The following is a 16,067-nucleotide window of genomic DNA, read 5'->3' on the forward strand; positions in this document are numbered from 1 at the left end:
TAAGGTTTTCCTTGACACGCAGAAAGGAATGTTGTACACTATGGACATGTGAATGAACCGTTCACAGAGTTCTCTTACACCACTAGTATTGTAGGGAATCCAGGAAAGCCCGTTGCAGCGGGCTTTTCGCTTTGATATCACCTGCTATTTTGAATCGCGATGCGAATCATTGATGCACATCTTGAGAATTAATGAATTTAATTAGGAATTAAAAGGGTTTATAATCGTGTAGGAAAGGTTATTTTTTTAAGATCTAATAACAAGGAGCAATTAATGATAGAAAAAGTGCCTTATGGTGGTTGGGATAATTGTTATCAGCTTAGTAATGGGAAAATCGAATTATTATTGACTGGCGATGTCGGTCCCAGGATCATCCACCTGAGCTTCATCAATGAATTTAATGTTTTTAAAGAATATCCTGAGCAAATCGGCAAGACTGTAGGAAATCAATGGTTGATTTTTGGAGGGCATCGGCTCTGGCACGCCCCCGAAGCACAACCCCGCACCTATTACCCTGATCGTGAACCCGTTTTAGTCCAAGAAATTGAAAATGGCTTGATTGTGACGCAGAGACCTGAACCTTCTACTGGCATTCAAAAACAAATTGAAATCACCCTGGCGCCTGACAAACCTGACGTTTATCTGATTCATCGTTTAATCAATCACAATCTATGGGCAATCGATACCGCTCCCTGGACAATTTCTGTCATGGCGCCGGGTGGTGTGGCAATTTTACCCTTACCTCCAAGAGGGCCTCATCCTGAGTTCCTTGTGCCCACATCCACCCTGTCAATCTGGCCATATACAGATTTGACAGACCAACGTTTTACCTTAGGAAAGAAATATATCTTGTTGAAGCAGAATGCTGATCAAAAAACACCCCAAAAGTTAGGCATATTCACATCACAAAGCTGGGGCGCATATTTCAATCAAGGATATCTTTTTGTTAAAAAAGTGCCGCTCGTTCTTGACGGCTTATATCCAGATATGGGCACGAATTTCGAAGTTTTCACCAACGAAGAGATGCTTGAACTCGAGGCGCTCGGCCCACTGGAAACAATCCCGCCAAAGGGTCACATTGTTTTGCACGAGCACTGGACACTGCATAAAGATGTTCCTGTGATTGTTACAGAAACCGATGTCGATAATGTCCTTGCAAATTTAGATTTATAAGCTTATTTGTAGGGCAGGACATGTTAAGCTTCGATTATTTATTTTAATTTGGTTAAGGTTGAATTAGAAAAGAAAGTGCTGGACAGTGTCTAGCACATGTTGTTGGGTGCGTCAAATACGTGTCGAATTACAACAAATGAAAAATCAATAGAATTCTTCCAATTAACATGCCGGAAACGAATCCAATTGCAGCCCAAATAATAATTAGAAAACCAATATTTTTCCCCTGACGATGGTTCGCTTGTTTTGTTGTCCGTATACCTCTCATTATCGTTCCTTCATGGCTAAATAATAAAATGATTGTCTTCCAAAACCTGTTTTCAACTTGTTGAACAACTCTGGAAAATGTCATGGCTTTTGCCTATTTACTCATTGTCGATTTGATAATGCGGCCAGATTGATCAGCAACGACGCGAATGTTTTGTTGAAAGGACTGTCCCCCAGGTGTCTTCTCAGTGGTTGAGAAAACCAACAGGTAACGATCACCGCCCTGCTTTGACACAATTGGCCTTTTTCCCTTAACGACTGGAAACTGTCGATAGACTTGTTGACACAGTTTATCTAGTGTGAGCTTGTCCATGGTTAACCTTTAATCCTTTTTCTGAGAAAAGCCGGTAAATCCAAATCTGAAGACATCATTGTTGGGTGTGGCTCCACGAAAGAATAAGATGGTACTGGGCTGTCCTGTTGCTGGGAATAATCTTGTTTCACAGGATCGAGTGTATTCCTTTGCTCGGGTAGGTGTGCCTTTTCTGAAGCTGCTAACTCAGCTAAAATTTTTTCTGACCCGGGAATGACTTTTTCAATAGGCAAAGCGCCTAAGCCAGTAACGATGAGAATCACCTGGGCACGATTGTTGAGGTTAGGATCATTGATGACCCCCGGGATGATCTCGGCCTGGTTGCCCGACTCTTGCTGCAAATAAGCCAGTGTTTCAGCAACCTCAGAGAAGGTTAAGTCGTTCCCACCGCTAAAATTAGCGATAATCCCAGCAGCCTCATCAAGCCTGACTTCATCCAGCATGGGATGATGCAAGGCTTTTTGCAATGCCTGGAAGGCTTTATCTTCGCCCTCCCCGGTGCCGATTGCCATTAAGGCGCCGCCTCCCAGCGCCATGACCCGTTTGATATGAGCAAAGTCAACATTGATCATTCCCGTTTCTGTCATTAATTCACTGATACCATTCACACCCTGTCTGAGGACATCGTCCGCCAATTTAAAAGCTGTTTCGAGGGGGATATCTGGTGGGGCAACTTCTAGCAAGCGATCATTTGAGACAGTAATCATTGTATTGGTATATTGTCTCAATTTCTGCAAGGCAATAGCAGCATTTTTCTGACGTCGTCCCATTTCAAATGAGAATGGCGTTGTCACGATGGCAATGGTCACCGCGCCAATTGTTTGCGAAATCCTGGCAACCACGGGGATTGCGCCAGAACCTGTTCCCCCACCCATGCCCGCAGTTAGAAATACCATATCAGCGCCTTCAAGGGCATTCGCCAAAACCTGCACACTTTCTTCAGCCGCCTTTTCGCCTATTGACGGAAAACCACCCGCACCCAATCCCCGAGTGCACTTTGGTCCAAGCTGGATCCTTTTGTCCGCTAAAGAACTTTGAAGAGCTTGTTGATCGGTATTGCATGCGATGAATTCGACACCTTTAACGCCAAATTCAATCATGCGATTGACAGCATTACAACCACCACCGCCCAGACCGACCACTATGATTTTGGGTTTAGGCACATTCATCGGTGTTTGTTTGATCGAAATAGGATTTGTTTTTTGATCCATGTGATCCTCTCTCAACTCATTAATCTTGTAATAAGGTTGCAATTTCTATTCCTGATTGGGGAAGTATTTCAACTTCGCATCCAGCATTTCTGAGCCTGTTGATTTGCTCATCAGCAAACACGTTTGAATCAGGAAAGACGCTTACTTTGACTGCGTTCAACGCTTCTTCGAGTGAAAAACCAACCGTTGGTTTGAACTTTTTTATCAGCGGTCTGACTTTATTCAGCACGCTATCAGACACGCCAGAAGCATAAGATGGCAATAGTAAATAGTGAGCAATGTGTTTTTCTCTTCCCGCTAAGGTTTTTGGTCGGCAAATTTTTGATTGGGTTTGCGAAAAAATTGGATCAAGAATTTCAATAGAAAATGGTTCTCCAAATATCTTTTTCATTGTGTCCAGGCTAAAATTACAAGCCAGAACTGATTCGTCGAGAATGGGGAACTCATTTCCCCGGTTTTTTTCAGAATAATCAATATTGTGACAGGCCTGAAGAATTTTCCGCAGGTTGTCTTCAAAAGACTTCTCATGTTCAAAATCGATGTTGGGACCGGGATTTCCGGCGTCAAGGATAATCACAGGCAGTTTTTTGCCGATTACTCGCTGGCTGATTGCCTGTACCCACTCAAAGTTATGGAAGCCGAGTGAATTTTGCTGCCCATCCGGTGTGAAATACGGTTTCGAACCTGGCCAACGTTCTGGCCCTCCCTCACCCCAGGAAAGTGGTTTGTTAAAAGTAAATCCATTGCTTGAAAGCACCAAACCATCGAACAATTGGGGCATTTTGCGCTGTTTCAATCCATCAAGAGCAAGTTCCAAAAAGGCACAATCCCAAAATTCACCGCCGGGCATTAATGGTGCCATTATTGGGGTTAAACCAATCTTTAAAGCATGATTTGCCAGAGGAATAAACCGGTCAAGAAATTGGTCCACCAGGGTTTCGTCCTGTCTCCCTGATAGCAGCCAGCCTCGTTTGGTGTTTGGCTGATCGCCGAATATGACCTGGGTTACTCCCCATTTCTTATAAAGATCGAGAATAAACGCCGCATCATTGAACTTTCGCGCCGAGGGCACGATCGTGTTGAAATGAACAATGGGCTCCAAACCAAATTCTTGAGCCTTGCGGAACACATCTTCTGTAATTGCAATATCAAAATTTCCAGTGAAAATCACATGCGATGCATTCCATTTTTGTATCGCAGAAAACCAGAGAGCAAGCTGGTGATCAAGCAGGTAATCATTGAACGAGAAATACGAGAAACCGATTTTTATCATTTTTTGTTTCATAATTTTCCTGGTTGCAGATTCTTTTTTCACTAATGATGTGCAAGGGTTGTGCCAACTCTATTAATTTTTTCTGCTATAATTCCTCTGATATGATTATGGTAACTGGTGGCACTGGTTTCATAGGCAATGTGCTAATTCGCCAACTCTCGAATCTTGGTTATCCGATCAAACTTTTAATCAGGCCTTCGAAAGCGTCTCCGAATTTTCCTATAGGTGTTCCCTTGGAAGTCGCAATTTCCAGTTTCTCAGACGCTAAAGGATTGCGCGCTGCAATGAAAGGCGTTGATATCGTCTATCATCTGGCAAGTGCCGAATCCCTGGGGAGGAAAGCAGAGCTAACTCCGGTTGACGTTCAGGGAACTGAAATGCTCGTCCAGGCGGCTGCGCAAGCAAAAATTGACCGTTTTATTTACCTGAGTCATCTGGGCGCCGATTCCTCCTCAGCCTATCCGGCACTTAAAGCCAAGGGAAGGGCTGAAAACGCAATTAGAAATGCTAACTTCCCGTATACCATTTTTCGTTCTGCGATTGCCTATGGCGAAAGGGACCATTTCAGCAATGGATTAGCTTTTCTACTAAAAATATCCCCTTTTTTTGTGCCGTTGCCCGATAATGGCTCAATGCTATTACAGCCCATATGGGTGGACGATCTTGTTAATGCACTGATTTGGACTATTGATATGCCCCAATTGGCAAATGAGATCATTGAGATCGGTGGACCAGAGTATCTGACCTTTAAAGAAATTTGCTTGATCATTTCAGAAAAAATTGGTGTAAAGCGTCAATTTTTTAATGTGCCGCCAGTGTATTTAAATTGGTTGACAGAAATTCTTGAAATCATTACTCCAAACTTTCCAACCTCTGTCTTTTGGATGGACTATCTTGCCTCAAACCGAACCACAGCTTTGGATGCATTGCCAAGGATGTTCAGCCTGAACCCAGCCCGGATGAACCAGCGATTAGACTATCTTGAAGGGAAAAACTTTCGAAAGAATTGGTGGAAGTTTATTTTGAGAAGAAAGCGAACGATTCCACGATGGGATTAAACACAGTCTGTATTCATGGTCATTTCTACCAACCTCCAAGGGAAGACCCTTTGTCCGGGTTGATCTCTGATGAAATTGGCGCAGAACCATTTCAGAATTGGAACGAGCGCATCCATGCGGAATGCTATCAACCTAACGCAACGTTGAGAAACTTTGAAAAGATCAGTTTCAACATTGGGCCAACGTTATTCAATTGGATGCAATCCTACGATCCAGACACTTATCAGGCGATTATCGCTCAAGAAAGAATGATGTTTGAAGCGAATGGCGTTGGAAATGGTTTGGCGCAACCCTATAACCATGTCATTATGCCCTTGGTCAACAAGCGCGACAAAATTACTCAAATCCAGTGGGGAATTGCTGATTTTGAGTACAGATTCGGCCATCCCCCTTGCGGGATGTGGCTTCCTGAAACAGCCGTTGACATGGAAACCCTCACCTTGCTTGCAGATCATAATATCAACTTTACCATTCTTGCGCCTTGGCAAGTTCGTTTGCCTGAAGGCTATTCCACGCAACAGCCTTACCTCGTCAAACTACCCGGAAACAGGGAACCCATCAATGTGTTCCTTTACCACAGAGATTTAAGCACATCTGTCAGCTTTGTCTCTGATACTACGCGAAATGCCGATACTTTTATGCGTGAAATGATATCACCGTTGTTTCAACCAACCAAGGGCGAAACCAACCAGATGGTGCTGATTGCCTCTGATGGTGAGGTCTACGGTCACCATAAAGCCTTCAGGGATAAATTCCTGTCTCACTTGCTGAATGGCGCCCTGCACACGCAGAGTATAAATTTAACCTATCCTGGGCTTTGGCTACGAGATAACTCACCCGAATTATTCGTTGACCTGGTCGAGTTTACCTCCTGGAGCTGCATGCACGGTATTACACGCTGGATGGGAGAATGTGAATGCAGTCCAGGCGCTAATTGGAAGACTGTCCTTCGCTTGGGTTTGGAAAAAATCGCTCAGGATGTCGATCATGAATACGAAACCTTTGTAAGTGCATACACACCACAGGTTTGGGAACTTCGAAACGCGTATATTGCTGTTTTTTTAGGTCAGCTTTCACTGCCTGAATTGCTGGGGCGATATATCCAGAAACCGCTAACCGACGATGACATCATCAAGATAGGCATGCTATTAGCTGCCCAATTCGAACGACAGCGCATTTTCACCTCCTGCGGATGGTTCTTTGAGCATTTTCATCGCATCGAACCCCAAAACAATATCGCCTATGCAGCCCAAGCCGTTTGGTTAACTGAAAAAGTTACCGGCAGGGAATTAAAAGCAAAATCGATGGCGTGCTTGAAAAAAGTAAAAGATGAACGCACCGGATTGCGCGGAGATACCGTCTTTGCTGAACGCTATCAACGCATTCAAGATTTCTCAGAAGAAAATGTTTCTTATTTTAACCCTTCCAGCAGCTTCTCTACCTGATATTCTGAGGTTTTTTCAGCCTTAAGAACCTTTTCAATAAGCTCATAAGCATCAAACAATCGTTCAACCAGCTCAGCAAAATTGATGTTCTGATCTGAACTGAGCCGGATGAGTGCGACCGTCATCATCCACCACATCATCTCTTCAAAGGCTTCTTGGTTAAACCACAATATGTCCCGGTATCGATTTACATTTAAAAATGTTCTGATTTCCTCTTCAGTAAACCAGGTTTCAACCAAACTGTATGTTGTGTTCTCAGGAAGAGAAAACACCCAATTTTGATGTTGGATCAGCAATCTTAGAATCGTTTCTGCTCGGAAAGATTCTTCATTGTTCATTCCTAATTGCGCTAATACAGTCCGTACTACCCTGATCAAACCCCATTCATCCAACCAACTGCGACTGATGGCTGCTGATCCCTCGTCTGCGGTGACAACCTGGCCCAATAATCTTAAGTCATTCCACAAAATTAAGGTTAACCAGGTAACAGGTTTTTGCCCTATCCCCTCTTTAATAAATTTTATATACTGCTCGTATTTTTTCGAGCCGGGGAAGGGAAAGTGGTCGTCAAAGAAATTCAATTTGAGGATCGCATCCAATCCGCGCTGATTTTCTCGAACGATTGTTTGTAACTCCCCATGACCGTTCACGTGTTGAGTGATTGAAGTTAGAAATTGAAGGAATTTCTCCTCATGTTCCCACATCAATGCCGCATCAAGCTTTGAATGCTTAGATTGCAATCGGGCTTGATACAAGGCTTGCAAGTGCTCGCTATTTACCAACGCTTTGAATGGGTTAAGGATCGGTGAGAGCATCAATTCTTGCAACGCCTCCTCAATGCTGGGGACACCTCCCCCGTTCAAATATTTAGTTAATTGCGCAAATTGACCGTAAACATTGTCTTCAACTTCTCGAAATTCGGTGAAAACATGGTGCTCATATGCATTTAGCTCAAAATAAAGTCCCGATTGCCTGATCTCATCGCTTCGCCGGATGTATTCCAGGTTTGACGCATTATCTTTAAAAATGATGAAACGGCCCGGTTCGGAAGAAAGATTGAGCCCCTCATGCAGCAACCTACTTTCAATACGACCCTGCGTTTTATTGAGAAAACCTACAGAAGAGTGAATCCAACCCTGTGTCGAACTAAATTTGTTGTTATAGATCACCAAAGCACGCGATCCTCCGCTGCCATTAGAATAGGCAAACACATCTTCATTTACCTGGTGGGTATCAGTATAGAAATCATACAGAAGGAAATGTTCGATTCCCGAAAATAAACCGCGTTGCTCTAATAGCGGAAAAATTTCCCGTTGATGGCGGTCAACCAGGTACAGATCAGGTTCTTCATCCCAGTATGGACGAAAATATTCCATGCCATATTTTTCTGCATACCCCTCAATCTGACCATGCCCAAACATCGGCAACCCAGGCATGGTGACCATCAGTGTGCAAATCCCAAAATATTTATCACCTTTGCCAAACTGCTCTACCGCGGTTTTTTCGTCAGGATTATTCATAAAATTTACATACCGCTTGAGGATATCTGGGTCGAACTCCAGAGTGTTTTTGATCACCTGGCGATATTTTGAGTTTTCTTCATTACGCAGCATATTCATAAAGGCGCTGTTATACACTCGATGCATGCCCAGCGTACGCACGAAATATCCTTCCATAAGCCAGAAGGCTTCTGCGAGCAAGAGCGTATCAGGGACTTCTTCTGCTACCCGATCGACAACTTCTCTCCAGAACTCATTTGGAAAGACACGGTCAAATTCTTCTCTGGACAAACTGTGTTCTGCACGGCTTGGAATTGCGCCACCCGAACCGGGTTGGGGAAACCACAACCGCTGATAATGTTTCTTTGCCAGAGTCATGGCAGCGTCAAAACGAATGATTGAGAATTTTCTTGCCACATGCAAAATCGTTTGGATCACGGACTCACGCACTTCGGCGTTTAGGTAATTCAATTGCGCAGTGTCATTCCAGGGCATGCTGGTTCCATCATTCCCGTGGTAGACAAAGCGTGTTTCACCCGTCTGATTGTTAACTCGCATGAATACGACGGCTGCATCAGTTCGGTCATAATAGTGATCTTCAAGAAATATTCCCACGTGCCCGACTGGGCTCAGATCCGGACCTGAGAAAGAATATGCAGGATAGGGGCTGTAAGGCAACGAGATGAACCAATCCGGATGGTCAATCACCCAATCTGAATCAATTCCCATGTGGTTTGGAACCATATCGCTTGCCAGCCGAATCCCACGGCGCCAGGCTCGATCCCGCAGATTCTGGTAAGCCTGTTCACCTCCCAGGGCTTCGGCAATGCGATAATTTTTCAATGAATATGCCGATGCAACCGCTTCGGGATTACCGCACATTTGTTTGATCCGTTTTGAGGCTTCACTGCGCTCCCACAATCCAATTAACCATAATCCGTTGAAGCCCCAGGTTGCCAGTTTGTCCAGCTCTTCGTCCGGGATTTGATCTAGCCGTTTAATCTCTCGCTGGTAAGTCTGTGACAGTTGATAAAGCCACACGTATGAATTTTTTGCAATCATCACGGTGTTGGGCATCCAATCGCTATCAGGACTGAAGTTTTCCTCTTCTTTTTGAATAGCATCAAATTGAACAATCTGCGTCGGGCCAGGACCAGTAAAAATCAGCTTTGTCTCCTCCTTGATCAGGTCAATGGAGCCCAACAACCGGTAGAGATAATCACCGATCAAATAGCCCCATTTTCGGCGAATGTATTCCAACTGACCAGATAAAGAATTAGGTTCAGCGATTGCTGGGCTGCGCAGCATGGTGATTAAATCCTGGTTATCTGGGCCAAAACTACGTTGGTTTTTAAAATAATCAGAAAGATCCGATATAACTTGCCTGTAAGCAGTGGTGCTCATCAAATTCGTATCCGTAAACAATTCGCTGAAGGGCTCTGTTGCCGGGTTTTGATTGGTGATCCACAGCATGAGCAATTCTTCTAATGATAATATTTTGTTTTCGGTTCCAGCAGTGCTTGCGCCCAGGTAAGCATTAACATTCATCTCCCCGCGATACACGCTCAACGGCGGAAATTCTTCTGTAAAACGGATGAGCGTTGAGTCCAAAGTGTGGCTTTTGATTCTCGTTTCTATTTCGGCATAAGCCTCAACCATCACCCGGGGATTGATGCTCTGGCGATACAAGTGAACAACCAGGTGAAGAATCTCATCGATTAGTCCCAAGGCGTTAATTTCCCCGGCTTTGACAGCCTGTTCTGGAAAATTAACCAGGTTTTTCTTTCGATTTATCTTTTGAGCAAATTCCCGCGCAGCTAAAAAATTTGCAAGGATAACATTCCCATCAAATTTAAACAGCGATTGATCAAATTCGTAGTTATCCCTGCTTATACGCGACACATGGAACTCAAACATAGAAACCTCCTCTGCCAAGATAAGCAAACAAGTTCGACTTGCATGTGTTTATTGTAAAGCAAAAAACCGACTACGGGTTTTGATTAATTAGTCAAGTCGTTGAAAAATGTGTGTGACGATATTGGATCCGCTTCCGCCGATATTTTGAGCCATGCCAAATTCTGGATCTGGTACCTGTGTCTGCCCGGCTTCCCCGCGTAGTTGCAAAATCACTTCAGCGATTTGATATAAGCCTGTGGCGCCGACTGGGTGGCCGCGTGCTTTCAATCCTCCAAAGGTCGCTACCGGGATCTTTCCCCCGACTTTAATCGCCCCTTCTTTTGCCAGCGATGGCCCACGTCCTGGCTCAGCAAATCCTGCAGCTTCCAGTGACAGCGCTGCCATGATTGTGAAAGCATCGTGATATTCAAAGACGTTAATCTGTTCCGGACCAATTCCTGCCTGGATATACGCCTTTTGCGTTGACTGTTCAGCAGCCCAAAGCCACAACGGTGCTTTCCGGCTGTGAACTGCAAGAGAATCTGTTGCAGCAGCCGATCCAGCCACAATGATTCTGGACAGATTTGCTGGTGCCATATCTGCGTTTACCAGGATGGCGGCTGCTGCGCCATCACCAATAGGTGATGCATCCAACAAATTGATCGGATCACAAATCATCGGTGACTTACTGAAGCTGCTTTCTGTAATCGGCATATGAAAGCGAGCATAGGGGTTAAACATTGCGTTCTCGTGTGCATTTATTGAAAATTCAGCAAAGTCACGCGCTTCCCAACCATATTCATACAAATAGCGCTTCATAATCAATGCGTTCAACGCAACAAACGACAATCCATGATCAACCTCCCAATCTGCATCCGCTGCCGTTGCCAATCCGGTGGTAATTTCTGCTCCGGGCGAATCGGTCATTTTTTCAACACCGACAACCAGAGCACAATCGATCTCACCCGATGCTACCGAAAGGTAACCTGCTCTGAAAGCAGCACTGCCCGAACTGCATGCCGATTCAATTTTTACCGCCTCAGCGAAGCGATTGCCAATCCAGTCTGCTACCAGGCTTCCGAGATGCGCCTGAAGGTTTGAGATATCAGAAAGCATATTTCCGACATATACACTGTCGACCTTCGACACTCCTGCATCTATCATCGCAGATAATGCGGCATCTCCGGCCAACTCTCGTAATGATTTGTCCCAGTGTTCGTCAATTTTGGTTTGTCCAATGCCAATTACAGCAACATCTCGCATGGTTTTCCAATCCTTTCTGCAGTCTATAAACTGATTATACAGAATTGTACTCTCAGGATCTATCAGAATGAAAAATGACGATTCCAGTATAATCCAACCAAGCCTGATGATTAATGAGCATTGACCTCATGAAAAAACGATCTTATTCCACTTGCATCACGATTAGTCTGCTGGCGATGATCCTGTTAGAAGATTATGCCCGTCCACGCCCTATGAATCCCAATGAGAGAGCCACTCTGCTCACACGCATTTTCAGGATCGCATTAGACGCTTATCAATAGAGAGGCTGCACATGAAAATTATCGACATCAGCATACCGATTACGCCAACAATGCCCATCTGGCCTGGCGATGAACTTGTAGAGCTGACACAAACGTCAGCAATCGCCAAGGGAGATGCAGCAAATATTAGCCGAATTGCCATGGGGGTCCACACAGGTACACATATTGACGCACCCAAACATTTTATTGAGTCAGGAATAACCGTTGATCAAATTTCTTTGGATAAACTGGTCGGTAAAGCGCTGGTTCTAAACATTGACCATCAAGTCAATGTGATTTCAGAAGAAATTTTAAAAGCACATCCGGATATTCATTTTCTGACCAAGGAAAAAAAAGTGCTCTTTAAAACACGCAATTCTGCACTCTGGAAACAACATCTGAATGAATTTTATCAAAATTATGTTGCACTGGATACATCAGGTGCGAATTTTCTTCAGCAATTTCAACTTGATCTAATTGGCATTGACTATCTTTCAATTTCAACCTATGAGGATACCGAACTTCCGCATCAAATTCTGCTGTCAGCAGGAATCATCCTGTTAGAAGGTCTGGAGCTTTCCGATGTTGATTGTGGGTTTTATCAGTTGTATTGTTTGCCGTTAAAGCTAAGCGGTTGTGAGGGCGCTCCTGCCAGGGTTATCCTGGTTGAAATTCAGAAGTAAATTTCTTATTTTGTTTCCTACAGATTTTTCCTAACCCCTTTTTGAGCATCAGGGAACAAACTCACCGTTTTAAGCGTCCCATTAATCAATGAGCTTTAACCATAAAATAAAGGAGAAAAAAGATGAAAAAATCGTTTATCATATTGGGACTAATCGCAATATTGTTTGTTTCAGCCTGTCAACCCCCACAGGAGGATATTAGCTCAGAGATTGGCTCAACCACAGAGCCTGTGATCGATTCATACCCTGTCGCTGAACCAACCGATCAAAAGGGAGAACTGCAAATGCTCAACTTTGTAAAAAGCGAATTGGCCAGGGAGACGAACCCTAACGTTGATGAAGATCTGATCAAAACCCTGGCTAACAATAATACGGCTTTTGCACTGGCTTTTTATGATCAGATTCGGAATGAGGAAGGAAATATCATTTTTTCACCTTTCAGCATATCGCTGGCGCTGAGCATGACACTGGCTGGCGCAGAAGGGTCGACTGAAAAAGGCATGCTGAACGCGCTCCAAATCGATTTGCCTGAAACGGACCTTCACCCTGCTTTCAACGCCTTACTGCTGGCAATTGAGGAATCGCAGAATCGATCCGACAGTGAAATGGCTGGCAGTCATTTTCAACTAAACCTCGCCAATTCCATCTGGGGACAGACAGACCTCGATTTAAACACGGCTTTCCTCGATACCCTGGCGAAAAACTACGGGGCGGGGCTTTTTGCCGTTGATTTCAAGCAAAATCCGAATATGGCTCGACTCGCGATCAACGACTGGGTTGCCGAAGAAACGGGGTATAAGATCGAAGACCTGATTCCTGAGGGTGCCATAAACGCATTTACCCGCCTGGTATTAGCCAATGCAATTTACTTCAAGGGTTCCTGGATGCACCCCTTCAATGAAAATCTGACCATCGATGCACCCTTTTACACAATTGATGGAACTGAAATTATCGCTAAAAGGATGAAGCTACTGGGGAAAGACTTAATATACAAAAGGGGTGAAAACTACCAGGCGGTCAGTCTACCTTACCTGAGCAGTGATTTTGTGATGACCTTGCTCGTGCCGGATGCAGGTGCTTTCCACGAGGTTGAGGACCAATTGGATCAGGCTATGTTAGAGGCAATACTTTCCAGCCTGTGGACTGAAAAAGTCGACCTTGAAATGCCAAAGTTTGATTTTGACACGAATATCAAAGCCAATGATCCGTTGATTGCTCTGGGCATGGGAGATGCCTTCAATCCTGATGTAGCCGATTTTTCAGGCATTACGGATGACGAAACTTTGATGATCACCGATGTTCTGCATAAAGCTAAGGTTACAGTCGATGAAGAGGGTACCGAGGCAGCTGCCGCAACCGCTGTCATCATAGGCCTCACATCAGCCATGCCAGAAGAGCCAATATCACTAATAATTGACCGCCCATTCATGTTCATGATCAGGCATCAGCCCACCAATACGATATTATTTATGGGGAGAGTTACGCAACCCTGATTAACGACCTGCCATGAGAAAGCTGCTCAACCGGGCAGCTTTTTCATTATTGGTCAGCTGGTATTATAGATTTCGCCAGCGAAAGGGGTGAACGTTTTAACAGGGCAATATAAACCAGGTAAACTCGCCAGATGGCAACTGATGCCATCCCATGGGAAAGAACCGTGACAAAAGGCGGCATGCCGCCAGTGTGATAATTCCAACATAATCGGCTGGTTCCCCATCTCTCAAGGAAATAACCCAGGGCAGAGCCCATCAACAAGATCAAAATTGACGAGCGCTTGTCTTTCTCTGTAATGATCAGAATGCCACAAAAAGAAAGCGCAAACCACGTGAGAGGATGAGCAATCCCTTCCCATGCAAAAATTAACAAAAGCAGATAAAAGACACCATAAATCAGCCAATAAAATACTGAAAACCAGGCTTCGGAGACATATTTCACCCAGGCTTTACTCACAACATACAGCCGATTAACTGACAATGCGGCAATTGGCCAGGCAGGAATAATCCATAAGGGAGGCGTTTCGTAAGTATAGTAGGTCCATAAACCTGCCAGTGTGCCCCAGGCTTCGATAATAAAACCTCCAGCTAACGCAATGATTCCAAACGGCAGGTCTCGCTTTAAATCTGCATTGAGCATGATCAAAATGCTCATCACTAAAAAGTTGCCGATTAACAACCAATCGATTTGGAGCCAGATCGATATTTCCGGGTTAAATTGCGCCAGATATTCATCAAGCAGAGGCCACCAAACATAACCAATTAAAAACAAAAGCAGGAGAAAGCCACTCAGCAGCACAAAGCTGGTTTTAGACCATTTGAGGGTTTTTGGGCTTGATTTCGGCATTGTCATCGATAGAAACACCCAAACTCACTGAACGATTTCCGGCATGGTTAACAGGTGAAATGCCAGGGTTTCCATATCTTTCGCTTTTTTAGAATCGCCCAATTGTCCCATGATTTCGTGAAATTTACGCTTGATGATTTCACTTTCGCCGATATAAGAAAACAAGTCTGTCTCACCAGCGATGATATCCGTCAAACCCATTTTCCTGTACAGTTCGCTGACCAAACCATAGCTCCACTGTTCAGAAATTTTTAATTCATCTGCCAGGTCGCGGCGCCCAATGCTGAAGATAAAAGCCATCCGGGCAACTTCTGCTTCATGATCTGTAAATCCTGGTATTGTTTTTCTACCATCAAGGACAAGCACGTTGCGGGGCAAAAGAAAATTGGTAGCATTAGCCAATGCTTGGATCCCCGGCGTTAATATCCAGCAACCTTCAATTAAGAACGTCACCATCCAGCTCAGCGAATATCCCACCTCTTTTTTTAAAACATATCCTACGATCTGGTCATCTTGGGTTTGGTGCAATACTCTCAGATCGGGTTGTATTCCTGTAAGAAGGATTTTTGTTTTTGGTGTCTTCTTTCGTAACACCTGGCAAATTTCCGCCAGCTGAAGTCGTTCACCATACAGGTCTACGTCCACAATAAGATAATCGATCCACGCTTTGCCTTTTTCCAAGCTGGCGAAAAAGTCCTTACAATGTGAATATTCTCCAACAACCCTTGTGCGCCAATCGCGAACCAACAATAAAGCCATCCAATTTCGAGCGAAAAGGTCATCTTCTATGATTGCTACGGTTATTTCTTTACTCAATTGCGCCCTCTTGATGCGGATCCAATTGCGAAGTACAAAAAGGACAGCGCGATGCCTTTATCGGAATGTCTTTGTGACAGAATGGGCATTCTTTTTCTGTGGGCTCTTCCTTCGCTTCCTCAACCTTGAGCACTTTTTCTTTGAGAGCGCTCATCTTTGCATTAAATTTATTGATACCTTTTACAATAAGAAAGACGCCCAAACCCAAAAGGAGGAAACTGAGCAGGTCAGTTAAAAATTGCCCGTAATTGAAGGTCACATAACCCAATTCTTTCGCCATTGCAAGTGTAGCGTTGGGTGGTAACTGCTGTTCTCCTTGTCGAAGAACGATAAACAGGTCCTGGAAATTTGCATTCCCCAAAATTAAACCAAACGGCGGCATAAACAGGTTGTCGACGATGGAATTAACCACCGTACTGAACGCTGAACCGATGATGATCCCAATTGCCAGGTCGATCGCGTTTCCGCGTGTGATAAAATCTCGAAATTCTTGAAATATTTTTTTCATGATTTATTTAAGTTCCTTTCCAAAAAGAATTTGATCGAATGGGTAAGTATGATTATAACTGG

At 44.2% G+C, this 16,067-nt stretch carries 12 protein-coding genes; 5 read left to right on the forward strand and 7 right to left on the reverse strand.

The features are described from left to right. The first annotated feature begins 273 nt into the window (after nt 1-273). On the forward strand, nt 274-1,173 hold the full coding sequence (locus CFX1CAM_RS06755) for a hypothetical protein (RefSeq protein WP_087862291.1): 900 nt from the start codon (nt 274-276) through the stop codon (nt 1,171-1,173). Nucleotides 1,174-1,755: 582 nt separating this feature from the next. Here CFX1CAM_RS06755 and ftsZ read toward each other — a convergent pair. Further along, nucleotides 1,756-2,964, reverse strand: coding sequence for a cell division protein FtsZ (gene ftsZ, locus CFX1CAM_RS06765; RefSeq protein WP_157891769.1), 1,209 nt, complete (start codon nt 2,962-2,964; stop codon nt 1,756-1,758). A 19-nt stretch (nt 2,965-2,983) separates the two neighbouring features. Beyond that, on the reverse strand, nt 2,984-4,249 hold the full coding sequence (locus CFX1CAM_RS06770; protein ID WP_087862294.1) for a hypothetical protein: 1,266 nt from the start codon (nt 4,247-4,249) through the stop codon (nt 2,984-2,986). An 11-nt stretch (nt 4,250-4,260) separates the two neighbouring features. Here CFX1CAM_RS06770 and CFX1CAM_RS06775 point away from each other — a divergent pair, with 11 nt between their 5' ends. Together CFX1CAM_RS06775 and CFX1CAM_RS06780 are read left to right on the forward strand one after the other, a co-directional pair. Continuing rightward, nucleotides 4,261-5,295, forward strand: coding sequence for an SDR family oxidoreductase (locus tag CFX1CAM_RS06775; RefSeq protein ID WP_162287666.1), 1,035 nt, complete (start codon nt 4,261-4,263; stop codon nt 5,293-5,295). Then, nucleotides 5,286-6,740 (forward strand): DUF3536 domain-containing protein, encoded by a 1,455-nt coding sequence (locus CFX1CAM_RS06780; RefSeq protein ID WP_087862296.1) that lies wholly within the window; start codon nt 5,286-5,288, stop codon nt 6,738-6,740. Before CFX1CAM_RS06775 ends, CFX1CAM_RS06780 begins: the two co-directional genes overlap by 10 nt. Here the strand turns inward: CFX1CAM_RS06780 and CFX1CAM_RS06785 are convergent. Both CFX1CAM_RS06785 and CFX1CAM_RS06790 read right to left on the reverse strand, forming a co-directional pair. Then, entirely contained in the window at nt 6,707-10,156 is a 3,450-nt protein-coding gene (locus tag CFX1CAM_RS06785; protein ID WP_087862297.1) for an alpha-amylase family glycosyl hydrolase, read from the reverse strand. The genes CFX1CAM_RS06780 and CFX1CAM_RS06785 overlap by 34 nt on opposite strands. Before the next feature lie 87 nt (nt 10,157-10,243). Further along, nucleotides 10,244-11,398, reverse strand: a complete 1,155-nt coding sequence (locus tag CFX1CAM_RS06790) for a thiolase domain-containing protein (protein ID WP_087862298.1) — start codon at nt 11,396-11,398, stop codon at nt 10,244-10,246. Nucleotides 11,399-11,690: 292 nt separating this feature from the next. Here CFX1CAM_RS06790 and CFX1CAM_RS06795 point away from each other — a divergent pair, with 292 nt between their 5' ends. Both CFX1CAM_RS06795 and CFX1CAM_RS06800 read left to right on the forward strand, forming a co-directional pair. After that, nucleotides 11,691-12,341 carry a cyclase family protein gene (locus tag CFX1CAM_RS06795; RefSeq protein ID WP_087862299.1) on the forward strand — a complete coding sequence of 217 codons (651 nt, stop codon included), beginning with the start codon at nt 11,691-11,693 and terminating at the stop codon, nt 12,339-12,341. Between the two features lie 122 nt (nt 12,342-12,463). Continuing rightward, nucleotides 12,464-13,834, forward strand: coding sequence for a serpin family protein (locus CFX1CAM_RS06800; RefSeq protein ID WP_087862300.1), 1,371 nt, complete (start codon nt 12,464-12,466; stop codon nt 13,832-13,834). 46 nt (nt 13,835-13,880) lie between these two features. Here CFX1CAM_RS06800 and CFX1CAM_RS06805 read toward each other — a convergent pair whose 3' ends face one another. From CFX1CAM_RS06805 to mscL, 3 genes are read right to left on the reverse strand one after another with little or no spacing between them, the layout of a single operon-like run. Continuing rightward, nucleotides 13,881-14,687: a hypothetical protein gene (locus CFX1CAM_RS06805; protein WP_087862301.1), complete on the reverse strand. Its 807-nt coding sequence runs from the start codon at nt 14,685-14,687 to the stop codon at nt 13,881-13,883. An 18-nt stretch (nt 14,688-14,705) separates the two neighbouring features. Next, the gene (locus CFX1CAM_RS06810; protein WP_087862302.1) at nt 14,706-15,497 is read right to left on the reverse strand and encodes a response regulator; all 792 of its coding nucleotides are present in this window, start codon (nt 15,495-15,497) and stop codon (nt 14,706-14,708) included. Further along, complete coding sequence (mscL, locus tag CFX1CAM_RS06815) at nt 15,490-16,005, reverse strand: large conductance mechanosensitive channel protein MscL (protein WP_231940970.1); 516 nt, start codon at nt 16,003-16,005, stop codon at nt 15,490-15,492. Before mscL ends, CFX1CAM_RS06810 begins: the two co-directional genes overlap by 8 nt. Nucleotides 16,006-16,067: the final 62 nt, after the last annotated feature.

Source organism: Brevefilum fermentans (assembly GCF_900184705.1).
In the GTDB taxonomy this organism is placed as follows: Bacteria; Chloroflexota; Anaerolineae; order Anaerolineales; family Anaerolineaceae; genus Brevifilum; species Brevifilum fermentans.